Genomic DNA, 16,592 nt, shown 5'->3' with positions numbered 1-16,592 from the left:
TGCCGCATCGAGGTCAAAGGCCTCGCCGGGCTTTTCCGCAGAGCCAGCGCTTCACAAAGGCGCGATCCGCCTCGCCACGTCTTCCAGCCAGTGGTCGCGAATGCCGAGCGCCCGGAGATGGTCCAGCGTGCTCGACACATAGTCCTCATTGTTGCCGGACTGGCCGACAGCGCCGCGCACCACATCAGCGGCGTGGGCGGCATCGAGCGCACCAGCATACTGCTCATGGCCGCGGTCGACGATATAGGCCACGGCTTCGACCGTGCCGCCGCCGTCAAGGCGGACATTGAGCATGCGCTCAAGATAGACATTGGTGACCAGCTCGCGCTCACGCAGATAGGCGATGACCTCGTCCCGCAACTCGCCCGGCACCCGGAAAGCCAGCCCGACGCAGGAGCCCCCGCGGTCAAGGCCGAGCACCAGGCCCGGACGTTCCCGCGTGCCGCGATGCACGAAGGAATAGACGCACAGCGCGCGACGATAGCCATGCAGGCGCGCCCGCCTTGTCTCGACATGCGCGAACCCCGGCCGCCATATCAACGAACCATAGCCAAACACCCAAAAATCGCCCATATCGCCGTGCCTGATTGCGTAAGAATGGCAACACCACACCGGAATCGGTGTTTTTTCCGTCCATCTCTGTCTACCTGTTGTCGTTGCCAGAATCGACAGCCCGCCCACAGCCCCCATGCGTGAACGAGAACCGCAGCATGACGTCCACTGACGAACGCCAGCCGAAGCATCGCCGCCGCCTGTTCTGGCTTGCAGCGTGTGTCATCGCGCTGTTCGCCATCTACAGCGGCGGCTGGTTCTATCTCGCCGACAGGGTCCGGAGCGAAGCCGACAAGGCGGTCGCCACGCTCAACAAGAACGGCATCGAGGCCGGCTGCGCCAATCTCCAGGTCAGCGGTTACCCCCTGAGCTTCGCCGTCTCCTGCGACAATCTTGCCTATGAGGACGACGCCAAGAACGTTGCCGCCTCTGCCGGCTCCTTCAACGCCGTCGCCCAGATCATCCAGCCGCTGTCGCCGGTCGCGGACCTGCGCGGTCCGCTCAGGACCTCGGTTCCGGGCATGGTGCCGCTGTGGATCGACTGGGATGATCTTAAGGCCAACGTCAAACTCTCATGGCCGCTACCGCGACGCATTTCGCTCACGGCCGAGGGCCTGTCCGGCCAGACCGATCCGGCCGACGACACCGATCCGGTGCAACTGTTCAGCGCCGGCAAGGCGGCGGGCCAGCTGCAGCCGAACGGCAGGGATATCGACTATATCGGCAGCTTCGGCGATCTGGAGATCGACGCCGATGCGATTGGGGGCCGCGTCCTGCCGCCGCTCGACGCCAGTGGCGAGGCGACGCTGAAGAACGGCCTGGCACTGATCGGAACGCAACTGAAAAGCCTGCGCGGCCAGGCCCTCGAGATCCGCAGGCTCGATTTGTCGTCGGGCACGGCGCACGTCGCCGTTTCCGGGCCGCTGTCGGTCGACGCCGAGGGCCTGGTCGACGCCGATCTGATGATCAGACTGAAAGACCCGAAAGCCGTGGCCGCCATTCTCGGCGCCGCCATACCCGAACAGAAGAACCAGATCGAACAAGGCTTTGCCGCCCTGGCGCTGCTCGGCAACGAGCCGTCGATGCCGCTCAAGGTGGTCAAGGGCAAGGCCTCACTCGGCTTTATCCCTCTGGGCAAGATCAAGCCGGTCGACTAAGCATCCCCAATGGACAGACCGGCAAAGCTCCTGAGCGTCGGCGCGCTGACGCTCGACACCATTCTTCGCGTCGAAACGCTTCCCGTCCATCAGGGCAAGTTCATGGCCGCCGATGGCGTCCAGATCGCTTCCGGCATGGCCACGAGTGCCGCCTGCGCCGCACGCCGGCTGGGCGCCGAAGTGTGGCTTTGGGCGAGCGCCGGCGATGATCAGGTCGGCGACCAGCTGATATCGGGCATCGAGGCGGAGGGCGTCGATTGCAGTCTCGTCCGTCGCGTCGCCGGAGCGCGCTCGGCGCTGGCCGCGATCCTCGTCGACGGCCATGGCGAGCGCATCATCGTGCCTTTCTACGATCAGCGCGCCCAGGCCTATCCCGACGGCTTGCCGGTCGCCGATCTCACCGCTTTCGATGCCGTGCTGGTCGATGTGCGCTGGCCGGGTGCGGCAGCGCTGGCGCTCAGCGCTGCGCGCGCTGCCCGCCGCCCCGGGATTCTCGATGCCGACACCGCGCCATTGGCAGTGCTGGAGCGGCTGTTGCCGCTCGCCTCGCACATCGTCGCCTCCGAACCGGCGGCGCGCATCGTCTGCGGCCAGGCGCTGGACCCGCAGGCCGCATGCGCCGACCTCGCGTCGCGCACCGACGCGTTCGTCGCGGTAACCGCCGGCGGCGCTGGAACCTGGTGGCACGACAGGCACGCCGGTCGCGTACGCCACGTCGCTGCGCCAAAGGTCGAGGTGGTGGATACTCTGGCAGCCGGCGACGTCTTTCATGGCGCCTTCGCGGCCGGGCTGGCGCAAGCCATGCCGATCGAAAAGGCGCTGCGCTTTGCCAGCGCGGCCGCGGCGCTCAAATGTCAGCGCTTCGGTGGTAGGCTGGGCGCGCCCGATCGCGCCGAGACACTGGCGATGATGGCGGCGACCTGGCCTGAAGGAGCCTAGTTTTTCGCCGGATGTTCGACCGCCTGGCGGCCGAAATCCGGCACGTCGATGTCCTGGCCGGCCTCGATGATCGAGCGGCGCACGGCGCGGGTGCGGGTGAACAGGTCGAACAGCTTGTCGCCGTCGCCCCAGCGGATCGCCCGCTGCAGGAAAGCCAGGTCCTCCGAGAACCGCGCCAGCATTTCCAGAATCGCATCCTTGTTGTGCAGGCACACGTCCCGCCACATGGTCGGATCGGAGGCGGCGAGACGCGTGAAGTCGCGGAAACCGGAAGCGGAATATTTGATGACTTCCGTCTTGGTCACCGATTCCAGGTCATCGGCGGTGCCGACGATGTTGTAGGCGATGATGTGCGGCAAATGCGAGACGATGGCCAGCGTCATGTCGTGATGCTGCGGATCCATCGTGTCGATGTTGGCGCCGCAACGGCGCCAGAATTCGGAAAGCCTTTCCAGCGCGTCCGGATCCGTGTCCGGCAGCGGGGTGAAAATGCACCAGCGGTTGTCGAACAGATCGGCGAAACCGGCATCGGGCCCAGATTTCTCCGTGCCGGCCAGCGGATGGCCGGGAATGAAATGCACTCCACCGGGTATATGCGGCTGCATCTGTGCAATCACGGAAGCCTTGGTCGAGCCGACATCGGTGACGATGGCGCCCTTCTTCAGCGCCGGCGCGATCTCTTGCGCCACCGCGCCGGACGAGCCGACCGGCACCGAGACGATGACCAGGTCGGCATCGCGGACCGCTTCCTTGGCATCTATGGTGTAGGAGGAGCCCAGGCCAAGCTCTTGCGCCCGCGCCAGCGTTGCAGCGCTGCGCGTCGAGATGGCGACATGGCCGGCCAGGTCCTCGCGGCGGATGACACGGGCCAGCGACGAGCCGATCAGGCCGATGCCGACCAGCGCGATCTTTTCGAACATCGGTGATGTCATGGCGTTCTAGCTTTTCAGGAATGTCGTGAGTGCCGCGACCACGCCGCGATTGGCCTCTTCGGTGCCGACCGTCATGCGCAATGCGTTGGGAAAGCCATAGCCCGAAACACGCCGCAGTATGTAGCCGCGCTGGGTGAGATAGTCGTCCGCCGCTGCGGCCGAATGCTTGCCGTCGTCGGGAAAATGAATGAGGAGGAAATTGCCGACGCTCGGCGTCACCCGCAACCCGAGCCCAGTCATCTGCTCGCTCAGCCAGGCCAGCCAGGTCTCGTTATGCGCGACGCTGCGCTCGACATGGGCGCGGTCGCGGACGGCAGCGATGCCGGCCTCGATCGCCGTCGCATTGACATTGAAAGGGCCGCGTATGCGGTTGATCGCGTCGACGATGTGCATCGGCCCATACATCCATCCGATCCGCGCCCCGCCAAGTCCGATCTTGGAGAAGGTGCGGGTCATGACCACGTTCTGAGAGCTGCCCGCGAGCTCGATGCCGGCCTCATAGTCGTTGCGCCTGACATATTCGGCATAGGCGGCATCGAGCACCAGAAGCACGTTCTTCGGCAGGCCGGCATGCAGGCGGCGCACCTCCTGGAACGGCACGTAAGTGCCGGTCGGATTGTTGGGATTGGCGAGGAACACGATCTTCGTACGTGGCGTGACGGCCGCCAGGATCGCATCGATGTCGGCGCGCTCCTGGGTCTCCTTGACCGCGACAGGCGTGGCACCCGCCGACTGGATGTAGATCTTGTAGACCATGAAGGCGTGTTCGGTGAATATGGCCTCGTCGCCGGGCGCGAGATAAGTCTGCGCCAGCAGGCCAAGGATCTCGTCGGAGCCGTTGGAACAGATGATGTTCTGTGCGTTCAAACCATGCACCTCGGCGATTGCTTCGCGCAGGCGCCGGGCGGTGCCGTCGGGATAGACGTCGAGCTTAGCGGCGACCTCGCGCGCGGCCTCGATTGCCTTCGGCGAAGGGCCGAGCGGGTTCTCGTTCGACGACAGCTTGTGGACCTTGCCCACCCCGGCAGGGGCCGAGCTCTTGCCCGGCACATAGGCCTGGATGTCCATGATACCCGCGCGCGGCTGAGGACGTGCCTGATCCGGTTTCTGGTTCATTTTGCAAAATCCGTCGAGAACGCTCCCGTCTGGAAGCCGCAGCGGAAATACAAGCCATGGCCGGCAATGTCGAGAGGCGGCAGTGGTGCCAGCAAGCGGCATTGACGGCAAGGCAGGCGAGTTCTAGAAGGGCAGCAACAGTTCCGTGGTGATTTGGCCGGTCGGCTTGCAGCCACGTTAAACAATTCGCTAAAGGGCCGTTTGCGTGACGTAACCGGCTTTGCGAAGGCATTGCCGGTTTTTTAGTGTCCGCGGCCGGCCGGACACCCGTGTCGGCCCGTATTCGGTTTCCGCCAGACACGTCGTGCGATGTAAGAGGATGCGATGGCCGCTCAGCGCGCTGGCAGAACCAACAACGAGGCAGACCAGCCGTCGAGCCCGGTCGTGCGCTTCGGCGCCGACAAGCCGCTCAAGCTCGACGCCGGCACCCTGCTGTCGCCGTTCCAGATCGCCTACCAGACCTATGGCACGCTGAACGAAGCCCGTTCCAACGCCATTCTCGTTTGCCACGCATTGACCGGCGACCAGCATGTGGCCAGCACCAATCCAGTGACCGGCAAGCCGGGTTGGTGGGAAGTGCTGATCGGCCCCGGCAAGATCATCGACACCAGCCGTTTCTTCGTCATCTGCTCAAACGTCATCGGCGGCTGCCTCGGTTCCACCGGTCCGGCCTCCACCAATCCCGCTACCGGCAAGCCCTATGGGCTGGACCTTCCGGTCATCACCATCCGCGACATGGTGCGTGCCCAGCAGATGCTGATCGACCATTTCGGCATCGAAAAACTGTTTTGCGTGCTCGGCGGGTCGATGGGCGGCATGCAGGTGCTCCAATGGGCGTCGAGCTATCCGGAGCGTGTTTTCTCGGCGCTGCCGATCGCCACCGGCGCGCGGCATTCCTCGCAGAACATCGCTTTCCACGAGGTCGGCCGGCAGGCCGTGATGGCCGACCCTGAATGGCATGGCGGCAAGTATTTCGACCACGGCAAACGCCCGGAAAAGGGGCTCGCCGTGGCGCGCATGGCCGCCCACATCACCTACCTGTCGGAAGCAGCCCTGCACCGGAAGTTCGGCCGCAACTTGCAGGACCGCGAAGCGCTGACCTTCGGCTTCGACGCCGACTTCCAGATCGAGAGCTATCTGCGTCACCAGGGCATGACTTTCGTCGACCGTTTCGACGCCAATTCCTATCTCTACATGACGCGGTCCATGGATTATTTCGACCTCGCCGCCGACCATGGCGGCAGGCTGGCCGATGCTTTTGCCGGCACCAAGACACGCTTCTGCCTGGTGTCGTTCACCTCGGATTGGCTGTTCCCGACCGAGGAGAGCCGCTCGATCGTCCATGCGCTGAATGCCGCCGGCGCGTCGGTGTCTTTCGTCGAGATCGAGACCGATCGCGGGCACGATGCCTTCCTGCTCGACGAGCCGGAACTGTTCGCCGCCATCAACGGCTTCATCGGCTCGGCCGCGCGAGCGAGAGGGCTCGGCGCATGACCCCGCAAAATTGCAGACCTGTCCGTCAAGGGTCACGCGCCACGACAAGGGGCAAGCCATGAGCGTCAATCGCGCCCAACGCGTCGATCTCGAGGTCATCGCCGGTCTGATCCCGCCGCAATCGCGGGTGCTGGACGTCGGCTCCGGCGATGGCTCGCTGCTCGAGCTTTTGCAGGAGACCAAGCAGATCGACGGCCGTGGACTGGAACTGTCGCAGCGTGGTGTCAACGAATGCGTGGCGCGCGGCCTTTCCGTCGTCCAGGGCGACGCCGACAAGGATCTTGAATTCTATCCCGACAAGGGTTTTGATTTCGTCGTCCTGTCGCAGACCTTGCAGGCGACCCGCAACCCGAAGCTCGTTCTCGACGAATTGCTCAGGATCGGCGAACACGCCATCGTGTCCTTCCCCAATTTCGGCCACTGGCGGGTGCGCCTGTCGCTGTTCGTCAAGGGCCGCATGCCGGTCACCAAAGACCTGCCCTATTCCTGGTACGACACGCCGAACATCCACTTCTGCACCATCCGCGACTTCGTCAATTTGTGCGAGGAGCTTGGCGCGACCGTGGAAAGGGCAACCGCGCTCGACGCCAACGGCCAGAAGATCGGCCTGTCGATGCCATGGTGGTTCTGGAATTTCTTCGGCCAGCAAGCGGTGTTCTTGTTGAAGCGATAAGGCCCATCCCGGAGGCGGCTATGACACCCCCTTTTCGGGCGAAGTCGAGCTGCGGGTTGATCCGACGAAGGTCATCAGCAGGTTGGAACCCGGCCCGCATAGACCGGCGAAGGCTCAGCGATCGAGCTCCGGGAAATACGGATCCGACAAGAACCGTCTGTCGCGTTCCCCTTGCAGGCAGTCGATCGGAGCCTCGGCTTCGGCGGGAATGATCCTGGTCTCGTTCTGGACGCCGCTGACCTCGAGAATCAGCTTGCGGCGGATGGCGGTGGAAAATTCGGCGGCTGCATAAATCGGCAGCACGAAGGAGCCCGGCCCGCCGGTTACGCACTGGGCGTAATACCGGTCGAGGTGGCTGAAGGTGGGCGACGGATTGATCAGGATCGGCAGGCCGTTGATGACGATGCCTTTGGCATTTGCCGCATCCCGCGTGGCGGTGACGGGCGCCCCGATATTGTTTGGTCCGTCACCGGAAATATCGATGACGCTGCGTTCGCTTTCGAAAGTAGTGCGGTCGAAAAGCCCCGCGCCGAAGGCGAGCGCGCCGGAGATCGACGTGCCGTGGAAGCTGCGGAACGGGCGGGCCGCTATCTTGTCGGCAAAAGCGTTGGCACTCTCGGCGCCGTCGACGACCTGCCAGCCGATGAGCGCGTCGTCACGGACCGTGCCGGCCCATTCGAAATAGGTGAGCGCGATGCGGCCCGTGGCCCCGGCGCGGACCGCCTTGATGAAGTCGGGGTGACGCAGCGCCTGCACATAGCCGGCGCGCTGCAGGGCGAACTCCTTCTCGTCCATCGACAATGAGATATCGACCGCCAGCACCAGTTCGACGTCAACGGCCAAGCCATCCGGCGCAGCGGCAGTCGCGGTGGCCTCGGTGCAGGCCAGGCAGGCAAGCAGGCTGAGAGCATCAAGCATGGCCGGCTCAAGCGATGTTTCCGCTGCGATCTTCCCTCGCGATCACGGCGAAATAAAGCTGCCTCATGGCGCGGCGCGGGCCGGTCCGGATAGATGCCGGAAGCGCTATGCCTTGCGGCGAGGAGCGGCCGGCGGCGGCTCGATCGCGCCTGCCCTTATGCGCGCGGGCTTCAGAGCCGGCACGCCGGACGCCTTCACTATGGTCAGTGTGCGCGGGAAGAATTGATTGTCGTGCTGGCCGCGCCCGATATTGAGGATCGTGGCCCCGGCCAAACGCTTCTCCAGCATCGCCAGCACCCGCCGCAGTGTCGGTCCGTCGAAGGCATCGAGAGCCTCATCGATGATCACCCATTTCGGGTGCCGCAGCACGAGCCGGGCAAAGGCCAGCAGGCGCAGTTCTTCGTCGGCCAGTTCATGCTCCCAGCGCGCGCTGCGGCCGAGCGACGACGACAGGTGTTCCAGGCCGATCTCGGCTAGCACGGCTGAGATATCGGCATCGCTTGCCGGCGCAACCCCGTCCACGCGGTCGAGCACTTCGCGCAGCGTGACGGTTGGGAAGTAAGGCGTGCGCGGCACGAAGATGGGCGTCTCTCCCGCCGGCATGCCGATGCGCCCGCTCCCCCACGGCCACAGGCCGGCAATGGCGCGAAAGAACAGCGTCTTGCCCGCGCCCGGCTCGCCAGTGAGCATGACGCGTTCGCCGGCGTGGATCTCGACGTGCTGGTCGGCGAGCCTCGTGCAGCCCTCCGGCGAGGCCACTTCGAGTTTCTCGAAGGTCAGCTTGCCGTTTGCATTCTCGCCGAATTCGATGCGCCTTTCCTGGTCGTGCAGCACATCGGTCTCATCCAGTGCAATACGGAAATCGGCGACGCGCATCAGCGTCGCGCGCCAATCGGCGATGCTGCCGATATTGTTGATGAACCAGCGCAATGAAGAATGGACCTGGTTGAAAGCGCCGACCGCCATCATCAACCCGCCGAAGCTGATATCGCCCGCGAAATAGACCGGCGAAGCGACCAGTATGGGAGCCACCACGGTGATCCAGCCATAGGTGTCCGTCACCCAGGCAAGATTGATCTGGGCGCTGTAGATGCGCCGCATGGCGCCGAGCACGGTGCCCAGGTCGATTTCCAGCCGCCGCCTGGCGTCGGGCTCGCTTCGGGCGAGCGCGATGGCATCGATGTTCTCGTTGACGCGCACCATCGAGGAACGCAGCTCCGCCTCGCGTGTGTAGCGGTCGCTGTTGAGGTGGATCAGGGGCCGTCCGACCAACCAGCTCAGCCAGGAAGCCGTTCCGGCATAGAGTATGGCCGTCCAGACCATGTAGCCCGGTATGGCGAGCGACGTCCCGCCGATGTGGAAGACGAAGCCCGAGGACAGTTCCCACAACACGCCGACGAAGGAGGCGAGCAGGATTAAGGATTGCAGCAGGCCGACGCCAAGATCCGTCGACAGGTCGGAAAGATGGCCCGCATCCTGCTGCATGCGCTGGTCGGGATTGACCCCGATGGCACCCGCATGCGCCAGGCGAAAGGCGCGCGCCGGCCGCATCCATCCATCGATCAGATCGAGCGTCAGCGCCTCGCGCAGCTTCAGCCGGATCGTCTGATTGAGCCAGGTCTGGCCGACATTGAGCACAAGAAGCCCACCGGCAATGGCGGCAAAAATGGCGAGCTGGTGCAGGAAGGCCTGCATGTCGCGGCGTGCAAGCGCATCGTAGAAAGGCTGGTTCCAGCGGTTGAGCAGAACCTGGCCGATCGAGGTCGCGACAATGACGGCAACCATCCCGATGGAAGCCCAGCGTAGCCCTTTGCGGACCGGCGATCCGGCAAGCGCCAGCTTGATCGTCGCCACCTGGTCACGCAGGCTCGAGGCTTCGACCGCAGCGAAAGGCCGGGCAGAGGCATCATTGTCCGGATAATCCCCCATGAGCTGAAGTCCTTGCGTTCAAAAGCGGTGCTGAAAACCGGATGAAGTGTAGTGACGCCATCGGTCACTCAGCCAGGCTGCGAGCCCGTCAGCGACAGATAGGTCGCGAAATGCCGTTCGGCGCAAGTTTCTGGCATGATCACGAAGGTGTCATTCGCGGACACGGCGATGTCGCGGCCCGGTCTCTATCCGCCGGCCGAGCCGCGTTGCTGCATGCGGCGAAAGCACCGGCACGAAAACCCGTCGCGAAGCGCGCTGGGCGGCCGGCACGCCCTGATAGAGCCGCTTCTGCGCCTCGACCACGATGACGCCGGAGAAGATCGGCCACAGCCGCCGGCCGGCGCGCTCCAGCATATTGTGGAAGCGCATCATGAAACGCCGCCGCGATGGCGGAAAGAACAGGGCGTCGGACCAGGCGGCGGGCGTGAAATTCGCCTCGCGCAGCAACTCGGTGAGCTGACCGCGCGAGAAGGGCCTGCCATTGCCGAACGGCGTGTGTTCGAACCGCGCCCAGACGCCGCGCCGGTTGGGCACGACGATGACCACCCGGCCGGCCGGCGACAGCACGCGCCAGATCTCGTTCAGCGTTTCGCGCGGGTTTTCTACATGTTCGAGCGAATGCACGAGCAGCATGCGGTCGATGCAGGAATCGACCAGCGGCAGTTCCTCGTCGAAAACCAGAGCCGTCGCCGTCGGTCCCGCCGCCGGCCAGACCACGGCGCCCTGCGTCGCCGGCATGAAGGCGAACACCCGCTCGGCGTCGCTGCCGAACCGTTCCAGCCACGGCAAGGTGTAGCCGAGCCCGACCAGCCGCTCATTGGGCACTGTGGCCCATATCGATGACAGGGCCATGGTGATCGAATGTTCGGCAAAGCGACCAAGCGCTGTCGAATAAAAGGAACGGAGATCGACGATGTCGGAATGCATGTCAGGGATGTAGCCGCGATATCGGCGGGTTTCAACAAAAGGCCGCGACGTCCCAAGATCCCGGATGTCGAATGACATCCTGACATTAGTCATCTCCGGGATGACATCTGCGCGTCGGCGTCCTATGTCTGCGGCGAAAGATGGAGAGATGCGATGGCGGTCGAAATCGAACAGTTCATGTGCCGCAGCGACAATTTCGGCGTTCTGGTGCATGACCCCAAAAGCGGTCAGACCGCGCTCATCGATGCGCCGGAAGAGGCGGCGATCCTGGCTGCGGTCAAGCGCACCGGCTGGACGCCGACGATGATCCTGACCACGCATCATCATGCCGACCATGTCGAGGCCAACCTGGCGCTGAAGCAGCGGTTCAAGCTGCGCATCGTCGGCCCGGAAGCGGAAAAGGCCAAGATTCCCGGCATTGACGACACTGTCGAGGACGGTTCGGTCCTGCATCTCGGCGAGGAGCGCATCGAAGTGATCGCCACCCCTGGTCACACCGCCGGCCACGTCTCCTATCACCTGCCGGCATCGAAAGTGGCGTTCACCGCCGACACGCTGTTCGCGCTCGGCTGCGGGCGGCTGTTCGAATGCAAGCCGCCGGTGATGTATGGATCCCTGAAGAAGCTCGCGGCACTGCCTGCCGCGACCGTGATCTATTGCGGGCACGAATACACGCTCGCCAACGCCCGTTTCGCGCTGAGCGTCGACCCGACCAATTCGGCATTGAAGGAACGCGCGGCAAAAATTGAAGCGCTGCGCGCCGATAACAAGCCGACGCTGCCGACCACGATCGGCGAGGAATTGTCGACCAACCCTTTCCTGCGCTGGCACGATCCGGCAATCCGCAGGCATCTCGGCATGGAGAAGGCGTCGGACGTCGAGGTTTTTGCCGAGATCCGCAAGCGCAAGGATAATTTCTAGGCCAAGCGACACTGGTCGAAACCATGATGAGTTCCGCAGAAATCATCGCCATTCTTGGCATGAGGCCGCATCCGGAAGGCGGTTGGTACACGGAAACCTTTCGCGACAGTGGCGGCGAAGCTCGAGGCCACTCGACGGCGATCTATTTTCTGCTGGAGCAGGGCCAGGTTTCCGCCTGGCATCGCGTCAGGGATGCAGCCGAGGCCTGGCACTTCTACGCCGGCGCGCCGCTGGCGCTGTCGATATGGGAAGAGGGCGGCCCAAAGGCTAACCGGGTGATCGAGCAGGTGCTCGGCATCGAGCTTGCGGCTGGCGAGCGGCCGCAAATCGTCGTGCCGGCGGGCTGGTGGCAATCGGCGCGCAGCCTGGGCGAGTGGACCTTGGTCGGCTGCACCGTGGCGCCGGGCTTCGACTTTGCGGCGTTTGAACTGGCGGAGCCTGGTTGGCGGCCAAAACAGCCTGACGCAGCAGGAAATCCTTAGCGCAGCAGGAAACCAAGCGTGATCACGAGTTGCGCGGCGTAGTAAAGCACCCAGACCGCCAAACGCATCCAGGCGCGATGTGGCGAAATGGCGGCCGCCAGGAAGCGTTCCGTGGCCAGCAGCGCGTCGGACGCCATGAACAGCACGGCGCCGCCGATAACAGCGGCACTGCTCGTCGTCAGCGCCGAAATGCCCATGGCGAGGATGGCCGCGACATAGCCCGCGATCGGGACCTGCAGGGCCGGGCCGACGCGGCGCCGCAGCGCCGCCAGCATGAGGATAACGAACGCCGCCATCGCCAGTGCGATTGCCGCGCGCCAAGGTTCGGCCCCCAGCACTCCCAGCCCCCCGCCGCTGCGCAGGAACAGCACGACGTAGACGATATGCGCGGCGAGAAAGCTGCCCAGCCCGCCCAGAAACATCTTTTCGCCATCGCGCGACAGGAAGGCGTCGCCGATAGCGCTCAGCGCAAGAGCGGCGACCAGTAGCAGCGGCCCGCCCTGCATCGCCGCCAGCACGGCAAGCATGGCCACCGCGAGCGTTTTTGCCGCCGAACGGGCGAGCGTCGGCGCCATGCCTGATGTGAAGGCGTAGACAACCGCCGCCACCAGCGAAAAGATCAGCGTCGCATTGGCGTTGGCGTCGATGCCGCCTGGAAACGGCATCGTCACGCCCGGGCTCCGCCTTCGGCGGGCTTGCGCAGGAGCAGCGACTTTGCCGCAAGTGCGGCCCCGCCGGTGATGAGCACGCAGGCCGCGACAATGCGCAGCGACGGCTCGGCGACGCCAGCCGCGATCAACACCAGCGTCGACAGGAGCGGCGCGGCATAGCTTGCCGCGCCCAGCACCTGGATGTTGCCGCGCTTGACGCCGACATCCCAGGCATAGAAGGCCGCCCCCACCGGCATCAGGCCGAGCCCGAGCACGGCAAGCCACTGCCCGGCAGTCGCGGGCAGCACCGTCTCTTCCAGCGCCAGATGGCAGGCAAGCGACAGCAGCGCGGTCGCCGCGCAGAACCAGGTGACGATGCTGGTCGGCACCGAGGGGAAACGCCGCGACAGGAGCGAATAGGACGACCACAGCACGGCGCACACGGCAGCCATGGCGTAGCCAAAGGCGTAGCGCGCGTCGAAGGCGAGGCCGCCGCCCTTGGTGACGATGAGCACCGTGCCGGCAAGGCCGAGCAGCGCGCCCACGATATGGTTCCAGGCCAGCCGCTCGCCCGGCATCAGCGCCGAGCCGAGCACGATCAGCAGCGGCCATAGATAGGCGATCAGGCTGGCCTCCGCCGCCGGCGCGTTGCGCAGCGCTGTGAAGTAGAAGAAGTGGTAGCCGAAGAGGCCGGCAATGCCGATCACCCAGACTTGGCGCGGTATCTTCTGGCTTTTATCCGCGGCCGGCATGAAAAGGCGCGCGACAAGCCCGACCCCGGTGCCGATCGAGAAGGTGATCGCCGACAAGAGGAACGGCGGCACCTTGCCGGATGCGTCCGTAAGCAACGCCAGCAGTGCCCACATGGCGACGGCCGAAAAGCCGATCAGAGTCGCGCGCCCCATTCTGTCTCCAGCGGCGCGCGTGGCGCCCTATTGTATTGCTTCGAAACGCCTGGCGCTGATGGTCAAGGTGCCGATCTGCGTCCCGACCGTCGCGCGGATCGGCGCATATACCCCGGTTTGGCCGAGCGGCGCAAATGTCACCATGATGCGGCTTTTGTTCTTGAGGTAGTTGAGCGCCTTGCGGCCCTTTCGATAGCCCGCCACCGGCTCGAAACCCATCCGGCAGGTGACCGTGTCGCCCTTGTAGCCGGGCACCGAGATCGACCCTTTTGAAGCGTAGCTCAGCGTCAGGTTGGCGCGCATCTCGCCGTCGTAGAGCCTCACCGTGCGGCCGCAGACCTTGTCGAGGCTGTCGGCATGGATGACGGTCGCTGCCATCGGATCGAGCACCGATGCCAGGTCGCCGGCGCCGAGCGGCACCCAACTCTCGGGATCACGCTTTTCCGGCGCGGGAACGACCGTCGTCGAGGTGACGTTGCCATTGGCAAAACGGATATCGATCGCGGAGGCTTTCTTGCCGGAAGTGTAGTCGGCGCGGAACGCCTGCGGCACCATCTTCTGGCCCGAAATCGTACCCTTGGACGAGATCGTGCCGCGCGTGTCATCGAACAGCTTGGCCAGACCAGCCGCGGAAACGCTGCCGTCGATCGAGTAGACGCCGTTCTCATAATGGCTTGAAAAGCTCGATTTCGCGATCGAAAGCCCGAGGAACGACACCGTGTATTCGCCCTTGAAGGACTGCGGCGAGGCGGCCATCGCGACCGATGGCAAGGCGACGGCCAGCGCGGTGGCAAGGGCATGGGGCAAACGAAGCATGGCGCGATCGGGTCCTTGATTTCAGCCGGGGGCGGACAACTCCGTCTGGCATGTCCCTATGGAACCGCTTATACGACGAATTCCGGCCTTAGTATGAAATGCCGCTGGGCCAGGCTGGAGCTTGACGCATGGGCGAAATGCAACTATGGAACGCCAACTTTTTCCATAAGGCCGCTTGACCAGAACCGCGCGCCACCCGGCGTGGGCACGAAGGTTTGGCAGGTCCCCGAGAGAACTGAAGGTTAGAACCATGTCCCGCACCTGCGAACTCACTGCCAAGGCAGTCCAGACCGGCAACAATGTGAGCCACGCCAACAACAAGACCAAGCGTCGCTTCCTGCCGAACCTCGTCAACGTGACGCTGATTTCGGAAGCGCTGAACCAGAACGTGCGCCTGCGCATTTCCGCCAACGCGCTGCGTTCGGTCGAGCATCGCGGCGGTCTCGACGCCTTCCTGGCCAAGGCTGACGTCAAGGAGCTGTCGCAGCGCGCGCGCCTCTTGAAGAAGCAGATCGCCAAGAAGCTCGCCGAGCAGGCTGCCGCGTAAACTGTCTTTCAGGCGGGGGACGACCGCCCTGGCCAACCTCTTGTTGGCCTTTGAGCATCGGATCGCCGTCCGCAAGGCGGTTTCGGAAATCCGATGCTCGAACAAAGCGAGCGCGATCCGGTTTCGGCATGACGCTCCGCTGGTTCCATTACCCAGGATAAAAAAATGACTTCCTTCTCGCGATACCTGCCCTTCGTGGCCGCCATGGCGCTTGTCGTTGTGGCATCGAACATTCTCGTGCAGTTCCCGATGCAGGGTCGAATCGGCGGCTTGTCGCTCGCCGACCTGCTCACCTGGGGCGCCTTCACCTACCCGTTCTCCTTTCTGGTCACCGACCTTGCCAATCGCCGCTACGGGCCTGCCGTGGCGCGCCGGATCGTCTTTGTCGGCTTCATGACGGCGGTGGTCTGCTCGATTTTCGTGCCGCCCTTCCTGTTCCGCCATGGTTTCATCGAATTCGAGACCGCCGCCGACCGGCTGGTGCGCATCGCGGCGGCGTCCGGCGCGGCTTTCCTCACCGCGCAATTGCTCGACGTGACCGTGTTCAATCGCCTGCGCCGACAGAGCTGGTGGCGGGCGCCGATCGTCGGCACGCTGGTCGGCTCGGTGTTCGACACAGTCGTGTTCTTCAGCGTCGCTTTCTCCGCGGCTTTCGCCTTCGTTGGCCCAAGCGACAGCTTTGCGCTGGAAACGGCGCCGCTGATGGGCGTGCTGCCGGTCGAGGCCATGCGTTGGGTCTCCTGGGCGCTTGGCGACCTCAGCGTGAAGCTGATCATCGCCGTCGTGGCGCTGATTCCCTACCGGCTGCTCGCCGCCCGCTGGAGCCAGCCGGCTGTTGCTGCGGTCTAGGCCGTGATCCCGAAAAGTGGAATCCGGTTTTCGGACCAGATCACGGCCAAAAAGAGAGGTGGCGCGTGATTCCTTGGATCCAGCTGGGCTCCGCGAAGACCCCGGATGGCGCGCAGGAGCTTCGTCTCAAGCGGCGCGGCTCCGAATTCTCGATCATGCTGGGCACCAACGAGTTGATGAACAGCCGCCTCAGCGGCTCGGAAGAGGCGCTGGCAAAGCTCTCTTGTCAGAGGATCGCCGGCCGCAGACAGCCGAGAATGCTGATCGGCGGTCTTGGCATGGGTTTTACACTGCGCGCCGCTCTCGACGAGTTGGCCGGGAATGCCGAAATCACTGTCGCGGAGTTGGTGCCGGCGGTCGTCGCGTGGGCGCGAGGGCCGATGGCCGAACTGTTTGGTGGCTGTCTCGACGATCCGCGCGTCATCGTTCGGGAGGCCGATGTCGGGCAGTTGATAAGATCCCGGCCCGCGGTCTGGGACGCCATCCTGCTCGATGTCGACAACGGCCCGGACGGCATCGTTCACAAATCCAACGACGCGCTGTACAGCCTGCAGGGCCTGGCGGCAGCGCGCACCGCACTGAAGCCCGGCGGCGTGCTTGCCGTGTGGTCGCAAGGGCCGGACAGCGGCTTCACCCGGCGGCTGAAGCAGGCAGGTTTCGCGGTCGAGGAGGTGAGCACGCGCGCCAACGGCAAGCGCGGCGCGCGCCATGTCATCTGGATCGCCACCAACGGCTCGCGACCCTGAGCGGACGCCGTCATTTGATGAATAGTCGACCAAATCGAA

The 16,592-nt window shown here is 64.5% G+C and carries 18 protein-coding genes and 1 riboswitch; of the genes, 9 read left to right on the top strand and 9 right to left on the bottom strand.

Annotation, left to right across the window (positions count from 1 at the left end; genetic code table 11):
* Positions 1-51: 51 nt before the first annotated feature.
* On the bottom strand, positions 52-573 hold the full coding sequence (locus tag LB533_RS28650) for a gamma-glutamylcyclotransferase (protein ID WP_224557546.1): 522 nt from the start codon (positions 571-573) through the stop codon (positions 52-54).
* A 137-nt stretch (positions 574-710) separates the two neighbouring features.
* Here LB533_RS28650 and LB533_RS28645 point away from each other — a divergent pair, with 137 nt between their 5' ends.
* Both LB533_RS28645 and LB533_RS28640 read left to right on the top strand, forming a co-directional pair.
* The gene (locus LB533_RS28645; RefSeq protein WP_224678768.1) at positions 711-1,709 is read left to right on the top strand and encodes a DUF2125 domain-containing protein; all 999 of its coding nucleotides are present in this window, start codon (positions 711-713) and stop codon (positions 1,707-1,709) included.
* Positions 1,710-1,718: 9 nt separating this feature from the next.
* On the top strand, positions 1,719-2,648 hold the full coding sequence (locus LB533_RS28640) for a sugar kinase (RefSeq protein WP_224678767.1): 930 nt from the start codon (positions 1,719-1,721) through the stop codon (positions 2,646-2,648).
* On the opposite strand, the gene LB533_RS28635 is transcribed toward LB533_RS28640, so the two are convergent.
* Together LB533_RS28635 and hisC are read right to left on the bottom strand one after the other, a co-directional pair.
* Positions 2,645-3,580, bottom strand: a complete 936-nt coding sequence (locus LB533_RS28635) for a prephenate/arogenate dehydrogenase family protein (protein ID WP_224678766.1) — start codon at positions 3,578-3,580, stop codon at positions 2,645-2,647. The genes LB533_RS28640 and LB533_RS28635 overlap by 4 nt on opposite strands.
* A gap of 6 nt (positions 3,581-3,586) precedes the next feature.
* Positions 3,587-4,696, bottom strand: coding sequence for a histidinol-phosphate transaminase (gene hisC / locus LB533_RS28630; protein ID WP_224678765.1), 1,110 nt, complete (start codon positions 4,694-4,696; stop codon positions 3,587-3,589).
* 135 nt (positions 4,697-4,831) lie between these two features.
* Positions 4,832-4,909, top strand: a riboswitch (SAM riboswitch).
* 111 nt (positions 4,910-5,020) lie between these two features.
* On the opposite strand from hisC, the gene metX reads away from it, so the two are divergent.
* Positions 5,021-6,190 carry a homoserine O-acetyltransferase MetX gene (gene metX / locus LB533_RS28625; RefSeq protein ID WP_140640218.1) on the top strand — a complete coding sequence of 390 codons (1,170 nt, stop codon included), beginning with the start codon at positions 5,021-5,023 and terminating at the stop codon, positions 6,188-6,190.
* A gap of 58 nt (positions 6,191-6,248) precedes the next feature.
* Positions 6,249-6,863, top strand: coding sequence for a methionine biosynthesis protein MetW (metW, locus tag LB533_RS28620; RefSeq protein WP_140500775.1), 615 nt, complete (start codon positions 6,249-6,251; stop codon positions 6,861-6,863).
* Positions 6,864-6,977: 114 nt separating this feature from the next.
* Here the strand turns inward: metW and LB533_RS28615 are convergent, their stop codons facing one another.
* The 3 genes from LB533_RS28615 to LB533_RS28605 form a co-directional block, all read right to left on the bottom strand.
* A complete protein-coding gene (locus LB533_RS28615; RefSeq protein WP_224678764.1) occupies positions 6,978-7,781 on the bottom strand; it encodes a DUF1194 domain-containing protein in 804 nt (267 codons plus the stop codon).
* 105 nt (positions 7,782-7,886) lie between these two features.
* Positions 7,887-9,710, bottom strand: coding sequence for an ABC transporter ATP-binding protein/permease (locus tag LB533_RS28610; protein ID WP_224678763.1), 1,824 nt, complete (start codon positions 9,708-9,710; stop codon positions 7,887-7,889).
* A gap of 150 nt (positions 9,711-9,860) precedes the next feature.
* Entirely contained in the window at positions 9,861-10,637 is a 777-nt protein-coding gene (locus tag LB533_RS28605) for a class I SAM-dependent methyltransferase (protein ID WP_140640613.1), read from the bottom strand.
* A gap of 153 nt (positions 10,638-10,790) precedes the next feature.
* Here LB533_RS28605 and gloB point away from each other — a divergent pair, with 153 nt between their 5' ends.
* Together gloB and LB533_RS28595 are read left to right on the top strand one after the other, a co-directional pair.
* A complete protein-coding gene (gloB, locus tag LB533_RS28600; protein ID WP_140640212.1) occupies positions 10,791-11,558 on the top strand; it encodes a hydroxyacylglutathione hydrolase in 768 nt (255 codons plus the stop codon).
* 23 nt (positions 11,559-11,581) lie between these two features.
* On the top strand, positions 11,582-12,040 hold the full coding sequence (locus tag LB533_RS28595; protein WP_224678762.1) for a cupin domain-containing protein: 459 nt from the start codon (positions 11,582-11,584) through the stop codon (positions 12,038-12,040).
* Here LB533_RS28595 and LB533_RS28590 read toward each other — a convergent pair.
* The 3 genes from LB533_RS28590 to LB533_RS28580 are packed head-to-tail and all read right to left on the bottom strand — an operon-like array spanning position 12,037 to position 14,411.
* Positions 12,037-12,711 (bottom strand): lysoplasmalogenase family protein, encoded by a 675-nt coding sequence (locus tag LB533_RS28590; protein WP_224678761.1) that lies wholly within the window; start codon positions 12,709-12,711, stop codon positions 12,037-12,039. The two genes, LB533_RS28595 and LB533_RS28590, sit on opposite strands and share 4 nt — an antisense overlap.
* Complete coding sequence (locus tag LB533_RS28585) at positions 12,708-13,595, bottom strand: DMT family transporter (RefSeq protein WP_224678760.1); 888 nt, start codon at positions 13,593-13,595, stop codon at positions 12,708-12,710. The genes LB533_RS28590 and LB533_RS28585 overlap by 4 nt, the downstream gene beginning before the upstream one ends.
* 27 nt (positions 13,596-13,622) lie before the next feature.
* The gene (locus tag LB533_RS28580; RefSeq protein WP_224678759.1) at positions 13,623-14,411 is read right to left on the bottom strand and encodes a DUF3108 domain-containing protein; all 789 of its coding nucleotides are present in this window, start codon (positions 14,409-14,411) and stop codon (positions 13,623-13,625) included.
* A gap of 250 nt (positions 14,412-14,661) precedes the next feature.
* On the opposite strand from LB533_RS28580, the gene rpmB reads away from it, so the two are divergent.
* The 3 genes from rpmB to LB533_RS28565 all read left to right on the top strand — a co-directional run bounded on the left by rpmB (position 14,662) and on the right by LB533_RS28565 (position 16,553).
* On the top strand, positions 14,662-14,958 hold the full coding sequence (gene rpmB, locus LB533_RS28575) for a 50S ribosomal protein L28 (protein WP_140500766.1): 297 nt from the start codon (positions 14,662-14,664) through the stop codon (positions 14,956-14,958).
* A gap of 165 nt (positions 14,959-15,123) precedes the next feature.
* Complete coding sequence (locus LB533_RS28570) at positions 15,124-15,807, top strand: queuosine precursor transporter (RefSeq protein ID WP_224678758.1); 684 nt, start codon at positions 15,124-15,126, stop codon at positions 15,805-15,807.
* 65 nt (positions 15,808-15,872) lie between these two features.
* Positions 15,873-16,553 (top strand): spermidine synthase, encoded by a 681-nt coding sequence (locus LB533_RS28565; protein WP_224678757.1) that lies wholly within the window; start codon positions 15,873-15,875, stop codon positions 16,551-16,553.
* Positions 16,554-16,592: the final 39 nt, after the last annotated feature.

This window comes from Mesorhizobium sp. BR1-1-13 (assembly GCF_020165515.1).
Taxonomy (GTDB): domain Bacteria; phylum Pseudomonadota; class Alphaproteobacteria; order Rhizobiales; family Rhizobiaceae; genus Mesorhizobium.
This window is presented reverse-complemented; position numbering and strand designations above follow the sequence as displayed.

Coding starts and splice junctions, on each gene's coding strand:
- hisC (WP_224678765.1), bottom strand. CDS start 4,696: ATGAACCAGAAACCGGATCAGGCACGTCCTCAGCCGCGCGCGGGTATC.
- LB533_RS28605 (WP_140640613.1), bottom strand. CDS start 10,637: ATGCATTCCGACATCGTCGATCTCCGTTCCTTTTATTCGACAGCGCTT.
- LB533_RS28645 (WP_224678768.1), top strand. CDS start 711: ATGACGTCCACTGACGAACGCCAGCCGAAGCATCGCCGCCGCCTGTTC.
- LB533_RS28635 (WP_224678766.1), bottom strand. CDS start 3,580: ATGACATCACCGATGTTCGAAAAGATCGCGCTGGTCGGCATCGGCCTG.
- LB533_RS28585 (WP_224678760.1), bottom strand. CDS start 13,595: ATGGGGCGCGCGACTCTGATCGGCTTTTCGGCCGTCGCCATGTGGGCA.
- gloB (WP_140640212.1), top strand. CDS start 10,791: ATGGCGGTCGAAATCGAACAGTTCATGTGCCGCAGCGACAATTTCGGC.
- LB533_RS28640 (WP_224678767.1), top strand. CDS start 1,719: ATGGACAGACCGGCAAAGCTCCTGAGCGTCGGCGCGCTGACGCTCGAC.
- rpmB (WP_140500766.1), top strand. CDS start 14,662: ATGTCCCGCACCTGCGAACTCACTGCCAAGGCAGTCCAGACCGGCAAC.
- LB533_RS28595 (WP_224678762.1), top strand. CDS start 11,582: ATGATGAGTTCCGCAGAAATCATCGCCATTCTTGGCATGAGGCCGCAT.
- LB533_RS28570 (WP_224678758.1), top strand. CDS start 15,124: ATGACTTCCTTCTCGCGATACCTGCCCTTCGTGGCCGCCATGGCGCTT.
- metW (WP_140500775.1), top strand. CDS start 6,249: ATGAGCGTCAATCGCGCCCAACGCGTCGATCTCGAGGTCATCGCCGGT.
- LB533_RS28615 (WP_224678764.1), bottom strand. CDS start 7,781: ATGCTTGATGCTCTCAGCCTGCTTGCCTGCCTGGCCTGCACCGAGGCC.
- LB533_RS28650 (WP_224557546.1), bottom strand. CDS start 573: ATGGGCGATTTTTGGGTGTTTGGCTATGGTTCGTTGATATGGCGGCCG.
- metX (WP_140640218.1), top strand. CDS start 5,021: ATGGCCGCTCAGCGCGCTGGCAGAACCAACAACGAGGCAGACCAGCCG.
- LB533_RS28580 (WP_224678759.1), bottom strand. CDS start 14,411: ATGCTTCGTTTGCCCCATGCCCTTGCCACCGCGCTGGCCGTCGCCTTG.
- LB533_RS28610 (WP_224678763.1), bottom strand. CDS start 9,710: ATGGGGGATTATCCGGACAATGATGCCTCTGCCCGGCCTTTCGCTGCG.